Source organism: Luteimonas sp. TWI596 (assembly GCF_039674105.1).
Classification (GTDB): domain Bacteria; phylum Pseudomonadota; class Gammaproteobacteria; order Xanthomonadales; family Xanthomonadaceae; genus Luteimonas.
Genome location: NZ_JBDJMU010000013.1, coordinates 86,441 through 102,311 on the forward strand (window position 1 = coordinate 86,441; position 15,871 = coordinate 102,311).

The window sequence follows — 15,871 nt, forward strand, 5'->3', positions numbered from 1 at the left end:
ATCGAAGGCGGCTCAGCGACGCGCGGCTGGCACCAAATGCTCCGACAGCAAGAGTGCGTTGAGCAGCAGCCGCTCGGTGCCGTGCCAGTACTTGCGATGCGCCGGGTCGTCGGCGAACAGCACCACATTCCCGCGCCCGGTTGCGGCAATGACCGCCCACGGCGCGCCGCCGAGCCTGGCGCGGTTGCGCGTGGAGACGTAGCCGTTGACCAGCGGCGCATCGTCGATGCGCACGACCGTCGAGAAGCGGTCGCGCGCTGGCGGCAGCACCACCGCGGTTTCCTTGTTGACGAAGAGGGCGCGGCGCGGCACGCCGAATGCCAGCGGATGGCTGATGTCGGCATCGGCCGAGACCAGGTTGCCGGAGATGCGGTCTTCGGCCAGCAGGTCGCGACGCTGGCCGAAGTCCGCGCGGTCGGTGTCGTCCTCGTCGGGCGCCGGGGCCTGGCCCAGGCCGTCGACGAGCTTGCGATCGATGGCCCACTGCGAGGCGCTGCCGAAGGTCACCAGCGAACCGCCGGCGCGGACCCAGTCGCGCAGCGCCTCGACCGTCGCCTCGCTCCAGTCCTCGTAGTGGCCACCGGCCAGCACGAGGCTGGTGTACTCGCGCAACGGTGCGCGCGCGAGCTGGGTCGGGTCGAGCCGGGTCGCCGGCCAGCGCAACTGCTCGCTCAGCGCGAACCAGGTCGAACCGATCTCGGTCGCGTTGACGCCCTGGCCCATGATCAGCGCGATCGCGGGCTTGCGCAGCGGACGCACGCTGTCGCTGCCCAGGTCGATGCCGGCCACGCTCTGTCCGGTCGACAGCGCATGCGCGCGCACCCCGGCTTCGCGCGTGGCCGCATCGACCGCCGCATGCAGGGCCTCGGCCGCCAGCGCCTGTCCGGCGACCGGTACGACCAGGGTGCCGTAGGAGAACGCGGTCTCGCCGTCCGCGGTGCGCGCGGTGAACGGCTGGAATGCGCTGCGCACGCGGATGTCCTGTGCCAGCAGCGCGGCGAGCGCGCGCGGTGCGGCCTGGTCGCGCCAGTCGATCGCGTAGGCGTAGCGGGCTTGGCCGCCGATGATGCCGGCCTCGACCGACGGCAACGCCTGCACACGCGCGCCCAGCGCTGGCGCGCGACGCGCGCGTGCGAACGCGATGCCGTAGGCGTGTGCGATCGCGTACGAGGTGCTGCCGTAGACGCTCTCCTTCACCTCGGGCGTGGTCTCGAAGATCGAATGCACCAGCCGGAACTGCGGCTGTGCCGACGGTACGACGTAGGCGCTGCCGGGCGAGAACGTAGTGCCGTCGATCGTCGTCTCGCGCGCCAGCGCATGGACCTCGATGCGGTGGAGCAGCAGCAGGTCGAGCAGGCGCCGGGTCAGCGACGGGTCGTGCGCGTCGCCGAATACGAACGCGGCGGCATCGTGGCGGCGACCCTGGGTGAGCGCCGAGCGGAAGAAGTCCTTCTGCAGTGCCAGCAAGCCGGCTTTCTCGGCGACTGCGCCGCGGAGCGTCGCCAGCCCGGTCGCGACCTGATTGCGGATCGTGAAGCGGAATTCCAGCGGGCCGCCGGCGGTGTCCTGTACCAGGCCGCGCGAACTGCCCTGCTCGACGGTGACGCCGACTCCGCCGTGGAAGTCGGGATAGGTCGAGCCGTAGACCGGCGAAAAGTTGTCGAAGTTTTCCTTCGTGTAGTACAGCGAGCCGAGCGCGTCGAGGCCTTGGGCGTGGTAGCGCGCCAGCGTGACGTTGAAATCGTAGGAGGCCTGCGGCAGCAGCGGGCTGTGCATGCTCGCCGGCGACGGTTCGAAGTAGTACGTGCTGCCCGCGCCCATTTCGTGGAAGTCGATCTGCACGTTCGGTGTCCACTGGTGGAACAGTTCGATCTTGGGCCGGGTTTCACGCTGGGTGACCGCGAGCCAGTCGCGGTTGAGGTCGGTGAAGTAGTGGTTGGTGCGGCCCATCGGGAACGGCTCGACGTGCTCCTTGTCCAGCGGGTCGGCGACCGGCGGGTTCGACTTCCACGCGTTGTGCCAGTTCGCCGCGCGGTCGCGGCCGTCGGGGTTCTGCGCAGGGTCGATCAGCACGACCGCCTCGTCGAGCCAGCGCGCGGTCTCGGCGCCGCGGTGCGCGGCCAGGTAGTAGGCGGTCAGCAACGCGGCCTCGCCGCTCGAAGTCTCGTTGCCGTGCACGCTGTAGTACAGCCCGACGACGACCGGCAATTGCGTGGGCACGGCCGCAGCGGGATCGCGCTGGGTGGCGTGCGCGGCGCGCAGCGCCTCGAGCCGGCCGTGGTTGGCGGCCGAGGTGACGATGGCGGCGATCAGCGGGCGCTCCTCGTAGCTGCGCCCGATCTGCTGCAGTGTGATCCGGTCGGACACGCGCGCCAGTTCGCGGAAGTAGTCGACGATGCGGTCGTGGCGCGTGTAGTGGGTCCCCAGCTGATAGCCGAGGAACTGCTCGGGCGTGGGCACCTCGGGGTCGAAATCCGCGGCCTGGGCCTGCGGGAAGTAGTAGTCGCTCTGCGCGACCGCGACCAGCGGCAGCAGCGCGAGCAAGGCCAGCAGCATCCGTATCGGCGCACGACGCAAGAGGCGTCCGCGCTCGGAGGCGCGATGGAGGGAGGCGTCGGGCATGGGGCGTATCCGGTATGGGGCGGCGCCCGCGCAAACACATGCGTGCGCGTCGTCGCGGGAGCGCCGCTGAGGGCGCGGGAATCGGGGGTGGGGAGATCGGAATGCGGGGGGCCGGTCAGAACCGGTAATCGAACCCCACCTGGAAGTAGCGCCCGCGCAGGTCGTACTGGCTGAAGTCGTAGGGCGCGCGGATGCCGGGGAAGGACGCGTCGTGCGGCGGCGTCTCATCGCTGATGTTCTCGACCTTGGCGTAGAGCGTCAGCCGCTCGATGCCCGACCAGGCGAAGTAGAGGTCGAACTGGTCGTAGGCGTCCACCCGTGCCTGCGCGGCGCGCGCGGCGACGCTGGCCTTCTGGTCGTAGCCACCGGTGCGGTACCAGGTCAGGCCGGTGTCGAAGTCGCCGATCTTCCAGTCCAGGGTCGTCGTCGCCTTGTTGCGCGGCAGCGACGGGCCGAGGTTGCTGCCGGCGTAGTCGACCAGTGGGCCGCCGACCGTTTGCGGGCGCTTGTACTCGAGCACGTGGGTGAACACGCTCGACAGGCCGAAGGTGCCCGCGTTGGCGGTGCGCCAGCGCTGGCGCAGTTCGGCGTCCAGGCCCGAGGTCTGCAGCTCGCTGAGATTCTGGTAGCGGTTGTAGACGGCGATCAGCTTGCCGCGCGCATCGCGCACGACGTCGGCCGGATCGTTGGTCTGCACGATCGTCGTGGTGTTGCCGGTGCCCACGAGGTTGTCGAGTTCCACCCGGTACCAGTCCAGGCTCAGGTTGGTGTCGGCCAGCGGCGAGACGACGACGCCCAGGTTGTAGCTGCGCGTGCGCTCGGGATCGAGATCGGTGTTGCCGACAGTGAAGAACGTCGGGGTCTGGCGCGAATCGGCGACATCGGGATCGTAGGGGTCGACGACTGAGCCGTAGGCGATGCTGGTGGAGGCCGAGTTCTCCGACAGCGACGGCGCGCGGAAGCCGCGCGAGGCCGAGGCGCGCACCAGCAGCGCCTCGAGCGGCTGCCAGCGCAGGCCGGCCTTGGGCGAAAACGCGCTGCCGAAATCGCTGTAGCGGTCGCCGCGGCCGGCCAGTTGCAGTTCCAGCGTCGGGGTCACCGGCACGTTGATCTCGGCGTAGAGCGCGGCGACGTCGCGCGCGCCATCGACGGCGGCGATCGCCGGGCGCACCTGCAGGCCGGCGTCGATCTGCCACGGGTTGCGCGAGACCAGCGACTCGTGGCGCCACTCGGCACCGGCCGCGAAGCCCACGGTGCCTGCCGGCAGCTCGAACAGACTGCCCGAGACTTTGACATCGACGCCGGTCAGGCGCGAGTCGGCCGGGCGCAGCGTGCTGAGCGCGATCGCGTCGAGCACCGCCTGCGGCGTCGTCGACGGGGCATGGAGGTTCAGGCTGCCGTCGGCGAGCGCCTGCGCCAGCGTCCAGCGGTTGGCGAAGCCGCCGGCGACGGTCTCCTCCTCCTTGCTGCGCGCCGCGAAGGCCGCGGCCTCCCAGTCCCAGGTCTGCGAGAGCTGGCCGCGCACGCCGCCGAGCACGCGGTAGGCGGTCGAGCGGTTGGTCTTGAGCGACTGGCCCAGGTCGAAGAACGTGTACTCGATCGGCGTGGCGACGCCGTACGGGTTGTAGGGGCTGTCGGCCGGCAGCAGGTTGGACACCGGCTCGGCCAACCCGGTCTGGGCGTTGAGCGCGAAACGCCCGCCCTCGAGCGTGAAGTACGGGCTGGAGCCGAACAGCGACGCGCCGCGGATGCGGCTCACCACCAGTTCGCCGAACGCCTCGGTGGTCTCGCCCAGGCGCAACGTCGCGTTGACGTAGCCCTGGTAGCGCTCGGTCGCGGGAATCAGCGTGGTGTAGGGCGCCAGGTTGATGGCGCAGGTGTCGCCGGCGAGCCCGTCGATCGGCGCGCTCGCGGTCAGCACCATGCCCTGCGGGCAGTGGCCCGCGGCGTTGAGCAGCGGCACCGAGGCGCCGTTGACGAGGAAGCGGGCGCCCTTGGCCGACCAGCCGTTCCAGCGGCCGCCGGGCTTGTCGGTGTAGATGGCCGAGCGGGTGAGCGCGCGCTGGTCCTGGTCAAGCCGGTCGCGATCATAGGCCTCCAGGCTGAAGAGCAGGTTGTAGCCGTCGGTCGCAAGGTCGCCGACGCCGCCGACCAGCCGCGCGCGCTGGGTGTCCAGCCCGCCCGCATCGGAGGTGCCCAGGCTGCCGCCCACGTCCAGGCCCTGGAAGTTCTGGCGGGTGATGATGTTGACCACGCCGGCGACCGCGTCGGAGCCGTACACCGCCGACGCGCCGTCCTTGAGCACCTCGATGCGTTCGACCGCGACCAGCGGCAGCGCGTTGAGATTGACGAAGGTGTCCGACAGCCCGCCGGCCGGGAAGCCGTAGTTGGCCAGGCGGCGGCCGTTGAGCAGCACCAGCGTGTTCTTCTGCGACAGGCCGCGCAGGCCGATGCCGGCCGAGCCCGAGGCCCAGCCGCTGTTGCTGGTCTCGTTGGCGGCGTTGCCGGTGTTGGCCGAGATCGAGCGCAGCACGTCGGCGACAGTGACCTTGCCCGAGGTCTCCAGTTGCTGCCGGTCGATGACCTGCACCGGTTTCGCCGTCTCGGCGTCCGCACGGCGGATGTGGGACCCGGTCACGGTTACCGTGCCCAGCGTGCGCGCTCCTGCGTCTGCATGACCGTCCGCGTCCTGTGCGGCGGCGAGAGGGGGGAGAGACAGCGCCGCCAGGAGGGCGGTCGCAAGGCGCGTGGGGCTGGACATCTGCTGCACTGCAATATGGAGGGGCAGGCAGTGGGCCATGCGCGTGAACCGGACAGAAATGGTGATCCGGACTGGCGATATGGCGTTTTGGACTATCCAGGCACGGCGCGATGCCCATCCGCAGGTCGCAGGCCGACCGCAGGGCGGTTCGTCGGTCGCGGGATGCCGCGTGGGCGGCGTCGATTACGCCCGGTGTGCCCGCAGCAGGTATTCGGCGCTGCGCATCTCGATCAGACGCGAGGCGGTGCGCTCGAAGGCCGCCGCCAGCCGCTCGCCTGCGTAGAGCTGTGGCGGCTCGGCGTCGGCGGTGCACACCAGATTGACGCTACGGTCGTAGAGCTCGTCGATGAGCGTGACGAACCGGCGCGCCGCGTCGTCGCGGCGGGCATCCATCGTCGGGACGCCGCCCAGCAGCACGGTGTGGAACTCGGTCGCGATCTGGATGTAGTCGCTGGCGCCACGCGGGCCTTCGCACAGCGCGTCGAAGTCGAACCAGGCCATGCCGGTACAGCGCGCGCGTACCGGGATGCGACGGCCGTCGAGTTCGATGCCGGCGTCGCGATGCGCGTCGTCACCGCCCAACTCGCGCCAGCGCGTGTCGAGCCAGGCATCGGCGCCCGCATCGAGCGGCGTGCGATAGACCGGCGAGCGGGTCAGCGCGCGCAGGCGGTAGTCGGTGTCGCTCTCCAGATGCACCACATGGCAGTGCTGCTCGATCAGCGCGATCGCCGGCAGGAAACGCGCGCGCTGCAGGCCGTCCTTGTACAGGTCGCTGGGCGCGGCATTGGAACTGGTCACCAGCACGATGCCGTCGGCGACCATGCGTTCGAGCAGCCGTGCGAGCAGCATCGCATCGCCGATGTCGCTGACGAAGAACTCGTCGAGCACGAGCACGCGCAGCCCGGCGTCGCGCCAGCCGCGCACGATCGCGGCCAGCGGATCGCGCTCGCCGGCATGGGCGCGCAACGCCGCGTGGACCTCGCGCATGAACCGGTGGAAATGCGTGCGCCGCTTGCCGCCCAGTCGGGGATCGGGCTCGGGACTGCGCTCGGGGTCGCGCGGCGCGGCAGGCGCCGACGCGTCGGCGCGCGCTTCGCTCTTGTGCGTCCGCAGCGCCAGGCCGTCGTGGAACAGGTCGATCATGAAGGTCTTGCCGCGCCCCACGCCGCCCCACAGGTACAGCCCGGGGATGCCATCGTCGTGACCGTCGCCGCCGAACAGGCGGCCGAGCAGGCCGCGCCGGGGCGGCGGCTCGTGCAGGGCCCGGTGCAGCCGGTCGAGCTCGACCAGCGCCGGTTGCTGCGCGGGGTCGTGCTGCCAATCGCCGCGCGCGACGCCTGCGGCGTAGCGCTCGGAGGGCAGCGGCGGCAGGCTCATCGCCGGCCTCGCATCATGGCGTCGCCGGGGCGGGCAAGGCGGGTGTCGATCATCGCGGATCGGGCAGGTAACCCCGCACGCCGTTCTTCACCACACCGCGCAGGTCGATCATCCGGCGGTGGAAGAAATGGCCGGTGTCGGGCATGCGCACCAGTTCGGCCTGGGCGTCGCGCTCCTCGAGCCAGCGATAGACCGCCTCGGGATCGACGATCTCATCGGACTCGCCCTGGATCACCAGCCACGGGCAGTCGGGCAGCACGATGCGGTCGAAATCCCAGCGCCCGGCGGGCGGGGCGACCGAGATCAGCAGATCGGGCTTCAACGCATCGCTGGCACGCAACGACACGTAGGCGCCGAAACTGAAACCGGCCAGCCACAGCGCATCGCCCGGCCGCTCCCGGCGCACCCACTCGACCACGGCGGTCAGGTCGTCGGTCTCGCCGTCGCCGCGGTCGAACTGGCCTTCGGAGGCGCCGGTGCCGCGGAAATTGAAGCGCAGCGTGGTCGCCCCGAGTTCGCGCAGCGAGCGCGCGACCATCGTCACGACCTTGTTGTGCATCGTGCCACCCTCGGTGGGCAGCGGATGGCAGACCACCGCGACCAGCGGCAGCGCGGGGACGTCGGCCTCAGGCAGATCGATGGCGGCTTCGAGTGCGCCGACGGGGCCGGCCAGCGTCAATGGGCCGGATTGCGTGGGAAAGGTGGGGGACATCATGCCGCGATGATAAACGCCCGTGCGTTTACTCGCCGCGCAGACGCAGGCCCACGACCAGGGGGTCGTGGTCGGAACTGCGCCACGGCGTGCCGTCGGGCGTGCCCGAATCGGGCTCGTCGGCATTGTTGTGCCACTTCGCCGCGCCGTGCACGCGCGACGCCAGCGACGGGCTCAGCAGCAGATGGTCCAGACGACCGGACTGCGCATCGAAGACGAAGCTGTAGCGCGTCGGCGCCGGTTCGGTGTCGAAGGGGTCGCGCCAGCCGGCGTCGACGAATGCGCGTACCGGATCCTCCATTGCGTAGGCGTTGAAATCGCCGACCACGGCGATCCGGTCGCCGCTGCCGGTCGGGTCGCTCGCCAGCCAGGCCAGCAGCCGGCGCGCGGACTCGGTGCGGGTGGCATTCCAGCACGCCTGGCTGTCGCCTTGGTCGCGATCGGCGCCCTCGGCGTCGCGGCAGCCCTTCGATTTCAGATGCACCGCGACGACCGAGAAGCCCGCACCTGCATCGCGACCGTTGCGCAGCGGCACGAAGGCCTGGGCGAGCGGGACGCGGCTGTGGGCCACGAACGGGCCGCCTTCGAGCATCGCCGGCGCCCCTTGGGGCCGGACGCGCGTGCTGCGATAGAGCAGGCCGACCCGGATCGCGTTGTCGCCCGGCCCTTGGCCGGCGTCGACGAAGCGCCAATCGCGCGCAGGTCCGGCGGCATTGAGCGCACCCACCAGTTGGGCGATGCTCGCGTCGGCGTCGTAGCCGTCGTTCTCCAGTTCCATCACGGCCGCGATGTCGGCGTCGAGTGCGGCGATCGTGGCGACCAGCCCGGCGACCTGGCGTGCCAGTGCCTCGGGCGTCTTCGCGCCGCGTGCGGTGGGAAAGCCGCCGCCGCGCCCGTCGCCGTTGAACAGGTTCTGCAGGTTGAAGGCGGCGATCCGCAGGTCGCCGCCGACCTGCGGCGGTGCCGGGCGTGGCGCCAGGGCGACCGCCGGTCGCGCGGTCGCGCGCAGCCGCCAGCCATCGTCGCTGCGTTCCACGATGCCTTCCACGCCGGTCAGCACGCTGCCGGTGCGCAACGCCCGTGCGTGCTCGGGCAGATACCACGGCACGCCGCGTTCGGGCGGATCGTCGCGGCCGTCGTCGAGCTCGATGCGGCGTGCGCGGTTGCTTGCAGCCACGGCTGCGGCATCGGGTCCGGGACGGGCGATCTCGGTCGGGGTGAACAGACGACCATCGAAGCTCGCCACCAGCGCGCCATCGCGGGCCAGCCGGTGCCGGCCGCTGACCGTCAGCGGCGCGTCGATGCGGACCCGCTGGCCGGCGAGCGGCGTCCAGTCGGCCGGCGCTGCGGACAGCGTCACCGGTGCGGGCGTCGCCGCTTCGTGGCCGGGCGCGCGCTCATGGACGGGACTGCCCGCGCGACAGGCGGCGAGCAACAGGCAGAGCGGTAGGGCCAAGTGCATGCGCATCACGGAAACTCCAGGCGGGCAGGGCCGAAACGACGACGCCGCCCGAAGGCGGCGTCTCGAGCATCGGGCAGCGCCGGGCATGGCGGCGCGCCGCAGCTTACTTCAGATTGTCGACCATCCAGTCGACGACGGCGTGCATCTGCTCGTCGGTCAGTGCCGGGTTGCCGCCGCGCGCGGGCATCACGCCGGCCGCGCCGGTGAAGCCTTCGATCGAATGCTTGTACAGCGTGTCCTTGCCCTGGGCGAGTCGCGCATCCCAGTGCGCGTGGTCGAGCGTCGGCGCGCCGCCGGCGCCGGAGGTATGGCAGCCCGCGCACAGGTTCTCGAAGATCACCGAGCCTTCGAGCGTGCCGCCGTAGGCGGCCTGCGAGGTCGCTGCGGCCGCCGCTGCAGCCGATGCGGCCGCTTGCGCGGCGGCACCGGTGGCGCCGGCATAGACCGCGCCCACCGGCGCGATGCGTGCCTCGGTCCGCTGGGCGACGTTGGGCGGGACTTCGGTCGGTAGCGAACGATGCAGGAACCAGGCGCCAGCGATCAGGCCCAGTGTGACGATGGTCAGAAACACCAGCACCATCGAGAAGCGCTTGAGGAATTCGAGATCGTAGTTGCGCACGAAGCACCCTTGGCTTTGGCGACATGGTCCGCGGACCACAGCTGTCGGCGAGTATACGGCCAGGTCGGCGAAAATGCCTGCGGCGTTCCGTCGCGGCGGCGCAGCATCGCCGCGGTGCAACGCCGCTTGCGCAGGCTCACATCCCCGCGTAGTTCGGGCCGCCGCCGCCCTGCGGGGCGACCCAGACGATGTTCTGCGTCGGGTCCTTGATGTCGCAGGTCTTGCAGTGCACGCAGTTCTGCGCGTTGATCTGCAGCCGCGGGCCGTCGGGTCCTTCGACGAACTCGTAGACCGCCGCCGGGCAGTAGCGTGCTTCCGGCCCGCCGTAGGTCGCCAGGTTCACGTCCACCGGCACGCGCGGGTCCTTGAGCGTGAGATGCGCGGGCTGATCCTCGTCGTGGTTGGTGCTCGACAGGTAGACCGAGCTCAGCCGGTCGAACGTCAACACACCGTCGGGCTTGGGATAGGCGATCTTGGCGTGTTGCGCGGCCGGCTCCAGGCAGGCGTGGTCGGGGCGATCGCGGTGCAGTGTCCAAGGCGGCGTGCGGATGCCCAGCTTGGGCAGCAGCCATTGCTCGACACCGGTCATCAGGGTCGCGGTCGTGCGGCCCTTCTTGAACCACTGCTTGAAGTTCTTGGCCTGCGCGAGTTCGGCATGCAGCCAGCTCGACTCGAACGCGGCCGGGTAGGCGGCCAGTTCGTCGCCGCCGCGGCCCTCGCCCAGCGCCGCGAATGCGGCCTCGGCGGCGAGCATGCCGGTCTTGATCGCCGCGTGGCTGCCCTTGATCCGGCTGGCGTTGAGCGTGCCGGCCTCGCAGCCGACGAACGCGCCGCCCGGGAACACCAGCTTCGGAATCGACAGCAGGCCGCCGGCGGTGATCGAGCGCGCGCCGTAGCCGATGCGCTTGCCGCCCTCCAGGTACTGGCGGATCGCCGGATGGGTCTTGAAGCGCTGGAATTCCTCGAACGGACTCAACCACGGATTGCGGTAGTCCAGGCCGACGACCAGGCCGATGGCGACCTTGCCGTCCTCGGCGTGATAGACGAACGAGCCGCCGTAGGTGTCGTCGCTCAAAGGCCAGCCGGCGGTATGCACCACCAGGCCCGGCTCGTGCTTGGCCGGGTCGACCTGCCACAGCTCCTTGATGCCCAGGCCATAGCTCTGCGGGTCGCGGCCGTCGTCGAGCGCGAAGCGCGCGATCAGCTCGCGGCCCAGTTGCCCGCGCGAGCCCTCGGCGAAGATCGTGTACTTGGCATGCAGTTCCATGCCCAACTGGAACTCGGCGGTCGGCTGGCCATCCTTGCCGATGCCCAGGTTGCCGGTCGCAACCCCACGTACCGCGCCATTTTCGGTGTAGAGGACTTCGGCGGCGGCGAAGCCGGGGAAGATCTCCACACCCAGCCCTTCGGCCTGCGTCGCCAACCAGCGCGTGACCGCGCCGAGGCTGACGATGTAGTTGCCGTGGTTCTTGAAACAGTCGGGCAACAGGAAGTCCGGCGTGGCCTTCGCGCCGGTCTCGTCCAGAAACAGGAAGGCATCGCGGGTGACTGCCTGCTTCAGCGGCGCGCCTTGTGCCTGCCAGTCGGGAATCAGTTCGGTCAGTGCGCGCGGATCGACGATCGCGCCCGAGAGGATGTGCGCGCCGGGTTCGGAGCCTTTCTCCAGCACGCAGACCGACACCTCGCGTCCGGCCTCGGCGGCCAGTTGCTTGAGCCGGATCGCGGTCGACAGGCCACCGGGACCGGCCCCGACGACGACCACGTCGTACTCCATCGATTCGCGCGGGCCGTGGGTCTGCAGCAATTCCTGAGGTGTCGTCATCGTTGCCTTGGGCGAGTGCCTGGGTGATGGGAGCGTCCGTCGGACAGCATCGCAACCTGCATGCGATGGCGGGGTGGCCGCGGCCGGCAAGTGTAGCGCGCCGGCCTGCGCGGTCCGCTCAGCGCGGCTTGGCAGGCAACGGGAACGGCGTGACGACCTTCTCGCCCGAGGTCGCATCGCGGATCGCCGACTGCCCCTTCTTCTCGACTTCCTCGACCCGCAGCACGCTCTGCATCGGCAGATGCAGCGTGCGGGTGTGACCGAATTCGGCTTGCAGGCGTTCTTCGGTCGGATCGACGACCAGGCCATCGTGTACGTCGAACACCAGATCCGAGACTTCGACAAAGCCCCACAGCCGTCCGCTCTCCACGCGCTGCGCATACAGCTCGTAGACCTTGCCGTGGGTCAGGAAGGTGATCTTGTAGAGCGTCTTGGCGGTCATGGCGAAAGTATAAGAGCCGGGCTTGGGCTAAGCGACGCCACGGCCGGCGCCTTCGAATGCCCGGTCCCGATTGTTCGCGTTAGGCCTTCAATAGCCCTTGAGTCGCCGCAGCCGCTGGCCGATCGCGTGGCGCGAGACGAGCGCAAAAACGACGCCGACCAGGAATCCGGCCAGATGCGCAGCCCAGGCCACCGCGCCGAAGGCCGGGCCGATATAGGCGAAGAACACCTGCAGCAGGGCCCACACGCCGATCAACAGCGAGGCCGGCGCGCGGACGAACTCCAGGAACAGGCCCAGCGGCACGACCACGCCCAATCGCGCGCGCGGGAACAGTGCCAGGTAAGCGCCGATCAGCGAGGACACCGCGCCGCTGGCACCGATGATCAACCGGTCCGGCGCGCCGATCGCCAGCACCGCGGCCAGGTTCGCCACTGCCCCGCCCAGGACGAACAGCACCAGCAGCCGCCAGGCGCCCATCAGGCGCTCGGCCGGCAGGCCGAAGATCAGCAGGAACACCAGGTTGCCCAGCAGGTGCGCCCAGTCGGCATGCAGGAACAACGCCGTCACCAGGCGCAGCCACGGGCCGGGGTCGAGCCAGTTGACCAGCACGCCGTCGGTGCCGACCGGCTCGCCGTACAGCGCGCCCCAGTCGAGCAGCAGGGCGTAGTGCTCGTTGGCCGAGCGCGTGCTCGCCCACAGGAACGTCACCCACAGCAGCACGAACAGCATCGGCACGGCCCAGCGCAGCGGGGCTTTGGCGCGACGATTGGGGATCGAGACGAACATGGGCGCACGCATTGTCGAGGGCGCGCAGGCGCGGGTAAAGCGCGTCGCGGGGGGTGTCCGGTATGCCGCAATGCAGCACGTTTCCAGACGGTTAGGTACGGTATAGTGCGCCCGCCGAGCGCGTCGGGAGGGGTTTTCCGAAGGCGAACGGGCACGCAAGACGCGGCTTCGCTCCCGTTCGGGCGAGCGAGGCCCGGACCATAAGCACACCTTCGGAGAGAGGCGACCATGGCGACCCACCCCCGCATCATTCAATGCACCGCGTTGGCGCTCGGCATCGCCGGCGCCCTGTCATTCGCTGGCCAGGCGCACGCCGCCGGCTTCCAGCTCAAGGAAAACAGCGTCAAGTCGATGGGCGCCGCGTTCGCGGGCACCGCCGCCAAGACCGGCGACAGCTCGGTGGTCACCAACAACCCGGCGGTGATGACCCAGTTCGAAGGCACGACTGTGCAGGCCGACCTGACCGTCATCGACCTCAATTACGAATACAAGGGAGCCGCTGTCGATGCCCTCGGCCGCCCGATGTCCGGCAGCAACGGCGGCAACGCAGGCGATGTGACCCCGGTGCCGGCGCTGTCGGTCGTGCACAAGTTCGACAACGGCACCGCGCTGGGCGCGATGGTCAGCGCGCCGTTCGGCCTGAAGACCGAGTACGACCCGGGCTGGGTGGGCCGCTACGCGGCGCTGAAGTCGGAAGTGAAGATCGTCGACCTGACGCTGTCGGGCGCGGTGGACCTGGGCGACCGCTTCTCGGTCGGCCTGGGCGTCATCGCCTCGCGCGCGGACGTCACGCTGTCGAAGGGCGTGGATTTTGGCGGTCTGCTGGCATCGAGCGGCGTGCCGCTGCCGTTCGCGCAGCCGCAGGGCGCAGACGGCACGGCCGAGGTGCAGGGCGACGACAACGGCTTTGGCTGGCTGATCGGCGCGCACTTCCGTCCGACCGACGCGGTGTCGATCGGCGTGAGCTATCGCTCGGAAATCGATTACGAGCTGACCGGCACCGTCGACTGGACCGTGCCCGGCAATGCGCGCGCGGTGTTCGATGCCAGGCCAATGACCCGTCCGTTGTTCATCGATGGCAAGGCCCGTGCCAAGCTGACCACGCCGTCGATCCTCAACGTCGGCGCGTCCTGGCAGGTCACCGATGGCCTCATGCTGGCGGCGACCTACGCTCGCACAGGCTGGGAATCGCTGCGCGAGGTGCGCATCCAGTTCGAGAACCCGGATCCGGACTCGGTCGAGCCGTTCGACTGGAAGAACAGCGATTTCTACTCGCTGGGCGCCGAGTTCCAGCTCAACGACGCCTGGACGCTGCGTGGCGGCGTGGCCTACGACGAGACGCCGACCAGCATCGAGCACCGCACGCCGCGCCTGCCCGATGCCAACCGCATGTTCTATTCGGTGGGTGCGACCTGGAAGCTCAACGACGCGTTCGACGTCAACCTGGCCTACACCCGCATCGAGCCGCGCAATCCGCGGATCGACACCACGAGTGGTGGCGCGCGCGTCTACGGCGACTTTGACGGCAACGCCAACCTGTTCGGCGTGTCGGCGCAGTACCGCTTCTGATCGCAGCGGCTTGGCTTGACGAAAAGACCCCGCCTCGGCGGGGTCTTTTTTTGGTTCTTCGCCGAAGGCAGGGCAAACGCGCGTCGTGCCGGCGGGGACTGCTCCCGGCTCGGTCAGCCCGCCCACGGTCCTGCCCGGCGAAGCACGCCGGGCAGGACCGACCCGCGAAGCGGCGCGGGCGCGCGCCCGAGTCAAGGCAGGGGGGAGCATGGATGGCGTGCGCGGCACTGCCGCGCATCCATGCGAACGCCACGCATGCTTCGCATGGCCGGCCTTGACCGAGGGGAGAGCGGCTTGCGGCTGGCAGGCGGCTGCGCATCCGGAGTGGAACTTCCATCCCCGCACTTGGAACCTGCATATGCCGCTGCGGCCTGCGGACGCCGCTGCGTGTGGCCCGGCTGGGGCGGCTGGCGCCGGGCGATTAGAATTCCCGGTCTGCCCCCGCCTTTCCCGGAAAACCGTCCCCCATGGCCATCTTCGGTACGCCGCTGTCCCCGTCCGCCACCCGCGTGCTGCTGCTCGGCTCGGGAGAGCTGGGCAAGGAGGTCGCGATCGAGCTGCAGCGATTCGGCGTCGAAGTGATCGCCGCCGATCGCTACGCCGATGCGCCGGCGATGCAGGTCGCCCATCGCAGCCACGTGCTCGACATGCTCGATCCGGCCGCGTTGCGCGCGCTGATCGACGCCGAGCGCCCGCATCTGGTGGTGCCCGAGATCGAGGCGATCCACACCGACACGCTGGTCGCGCTCGAACGCGAGGAAGGGCTGCAGGTCGTGCCGACCGCACGCGCGACGCGGCTGACGATGGATCGCGAGGGCATCCGCCGGCTCGCGGCCGAGACGCTCGGCCTGCCGACGTCGCCCTATCGCTTCGTCGATACCCATGCGCAGTACCGCGAGGCGATCGCAGCGATCAGCCTGCCGTGCGTGGTCAAGCCGGTGATGTCGTCGTCGGGCAAGGGCCAGAGCACGGTGCGCACGGCGGCCGACATCGATGCGGCCTGGGACTACGCGCAGACCGGCGGCCGTGCGGGCGCCGGGCGCTGCATCGTCGAGGGCTTCGTCGACTTCGAGTACGAGATCACGCTGCTGACCGTGCGCCATGCCGGCGGCACCGCGTTCTGCGCGCCGATCGGCCATGTGCAGATCGCCGGCGACTACCGCGAAAGCTGGCAGCCGCAGGCGATGTCGCCGCGCGCGCTGGCGCGGGCCCGCGAGATCGCCCGGGCGGTCACCGACGACCTGGGCGGGCGCGGGGTGTTCGGTGTGGAACTGTTCGTGCGCGGCGACGAGGTCTGGTTCAGCGAGGTCTCGCCGCGCCCGCACGACACCGGCCTGGTCACGCTGGCCTCGCAGGACCTGAGCGAGTTCGCGCTGCATGCGCGCGCGATCCTCGGCCTGCCGATCCCGGTCGATGGCGACGAGACGGTGCTGCTCACCGGACCCGGCGCGTCCTGCGCGCTGCTCGCGCAGGGACATGGCGTGCCCGCGTTCTCGGGCGTCGCGGCGGCGCTGCAGGCGCCGCACAGCGCGCTGCGCTTGTTCGGCAAGCCGTCGGTGGCGGGCCAGCGCCGGGTCGGCGTGACCCTGGCGCGCGGCGAGGACGTCGAGGCCGCGCGGACCACGGCCCGCGAGGCGGCAGCGGCGATCTCGATCGAGTTGACGTGAGCGCCGTGGTGCCGTGTCGTGCATTCGGAGGC

11 protein-coding genes are annotated in these 15,871 nt (G+C 70.2%); 2 read left to right on the forward strand and 9 right to left on the reverse strand.

Annotation, left to right across the window (positions count from 1 at the left end; translation table 11 throughout):
- Nucleotides 1–12: 12 nt before the first annotated feature.
- The 9 genes from ABE487_RS11575 to ABE487_RS11615 all read right to left on the reverse strand — a co-directional run bounded on the left by ABE487_RS11575 (nt 13) and on the right by ABE487_RS11615 (nt 12,603).
- The gene (locus ABE487_RS11575) at nt 13–2,622 is read right to left on the reverse strand and encodes a M14 family zinc carboxypeptidase (protein WP_346451571.1); all 2,610 of its coding nucleotides are present in this window, start codon (nt 2,620–2,622) and stop codon (nt 13–15) included.
- 115 nt (nt 2,623–2,737) lie between these two features.
- A complete protein-coding gene (locus tag ABE487_RS11580) occupies nt 2,738–5,383 on the reverse strand; it encodes a TonB-dependent receptor (RefSeq protein ID WP_346451573.1) in 2,646 nt (881 codons plus the stop codon).
- A gap of 183 nt (nt 5,384–5,566) precedes the next feature.
- Nucleotides 5,567–6,760, reverse strand: a complete 1,194-nt coding sequence (gene zapE, locus ABE487_RS11585; RefSeq protein ID WP_346443660.1) for a cell division protein ZapE — start codon at nt 6,758–6,760, stop codon at nt 5,567–5,569.
- Nucleotides 6,761–6,809: 49 nt separating this feature from the next.
- Nucleotides 6,810–7,475 (reverse strand): alpha/beta fold hydrolase, encoded by a 666-nt coding sequence (locus ABE487_RS11590; RefSeq protein WP_346448051.1) that lies wholly within the window; start codon nt 7,473–7,475, stop codon nt 6,810–6,812.
- 25 nt (nt 7,476–7,500) lie between these two features.
- Nucleotides 7,501–8,940 (reverse strand): ExeM/NucH family extracellular endonuclease, encoded by a 1,440-nt coding sequence (locus ABE487_RS11595; protein ID WP_346451575.1) that lies wholly within the window; start codon nt 8,938–8,940, stop codon nt 7,501–7,503.
- A gap of 97 nt (nt 8,941–9,037) precedes the next feature.
- Entirely contained in the window at nt 9,038–9,553 is a 516-nt protein-coding gene (locus tag ABE487_RS11600) for a c-type cytochrome (protein WP_346443664.1), read from the reverse strand.
- A gap of 136 nt (nt 9,554–9,689) precedes the next feature.
- Nucleotides 9,690–11,375 carry an electron transfer flavoprotein-ubiquinone oxidoreductase gene (locus ABE487_RS11605; RefSeq protein ID WP_346443665.1) on the reverse strand — a complete coding sequence of 562 codons (1,686 nt, stop codon included), beginning with the start codon at nt 11,373–11,375 and terminating at the stop codon, nt 9,690–9,692.
- Nucleotides 11,376–11,493: 118 nt separating this feature from the next.
- Complete coding sequence (locus ABE487_RS11610) at nt 11,494–11,817, reverse strand: DUF1820 family protein (RefSeq protein WP_183425241.1); 324 nt, start codon at nt 11,815–11,817, stop codon at nt 11,494–11,496.
- Nucleotides 11,818–11,904: 87 nt separating this feature from the next.
- Nucleotides 11,905–12,603, reverse strand: coding sequence for a rhomboid family intramembrane serine protease (locus ABE487_RS11615; protein WP_346443666.1), 699 nt, complete (start codon nt 12,601–12,603; stop codon nt 11,905–11,907).
- A gap of 228 nt (nt 12,604–12,831) precedes the next feature.
- Here ABE487_RS11615 and ABE487_RS11620 point away from each other — a divergent pair, with 228 nt between their 5' ends.
- Both ABE487_RS11620 and purT read left to right on the forward strand, forming a co-directional pair.
- Nucleotides 12,832–14,172 (forward strand): outer membrane protein transport protein, encoded by a 1,341-nt coding sequence (locus ABE487_RS11620; protein WP_346443667.1) that lies wholly within the window; start codon nt 12,832–12,834, stop codon nt 14,170–14,172.
- 467 nt (nt 14,173–14,639) lie between these two features.
- A complete protein-coding gene (gene purT, locus ABE487_RS11625) occupies nt 14,640–15,839 on the forward strand; it encodes a formate-dependent phosphoribosylglycinamide formyltransferase (protein ID WP_346451576.1) in 1,200 nt (399 codons plus the stop codon).
- Nucleotides 15,840–15,871: the final 32 nt, after the last annotated feature.

Excerpts from the sequence above, each read along its gene's own strand:
- ABE487_RS11575 (WP_346451571.1), bottom strand. The coding sequence starts at position 2,622 with ATGCCCGACGCCTCCCTCCATCGCGCCTCCGAGCGCGGACGCCTCTTG.
- ABE487_RS11580 (WP_346451573.1), bottom strand. The coding sequence starts at position 5,383 with ATGTCCAGCCCCACGCGCCTTGCGACCGCCCTCCTGGCGGCGCTGTCT.
- zapE (WP_346443660.1), bottom strand. The coding sequence starts at position 6,760 with ATGAGCCTGCCGCCGCTGCCCTCCGAGCGCTACGCCGCAGGCGTCGCG.
- ABE487_RS11590 (WP_346448051.1), bottom strand. The coding sequence starts at position 7,475 with ATGATGTCCCCCACCTTTCCCACGCAATCCGGCCCATTGACGCTGGCC.
- ABE487_RS11595 (WP_346451575.1), bottom strand. The coding sequence starts at position 8,940 with ATGCGCATGCACTTGGCCCTACCGCTCTGCCTGTTGCTCGCCGCCTGT.
- ABE487_RS11605 (WP_346443665.1), bottom strand. The coding sequence starts at position 11,375 with ATGACGACACCTCAGGAATTGCTGCAGACCCACGGCCCGCGCGAATCG.
- ABE487_RS11610 (WP_183425241.1), bottom strand. The coding sequence starts at position 11,817 with ATGACCGCCAAGACGCTCTACAAGATCACCTTCCTGACCCACGGCAAG.
- ABE487_RS11615 (WP_346443666.1), bottom strand. The coding sequence starts at position 12,603 with ATGTTCGTCTCGATCCCCAATCGTCGCGCCAAAGCCCCGCTGCGCTGG.
- ABE487_RS11620 (WP_346443667.1), top strand. The coding sequence starts at position 12,832 with ATGGCGACCCACCCCCGCATCATTCAATGCACCGCGTTGGCGCTCGGC.
- purT (WP_346451576.1), top strand. The coding sequence starts at position 14,640 with ATGGCCATCTTCGGTACGCCGCTGTCCCCGTCCGCCACCCGCGTGCTG.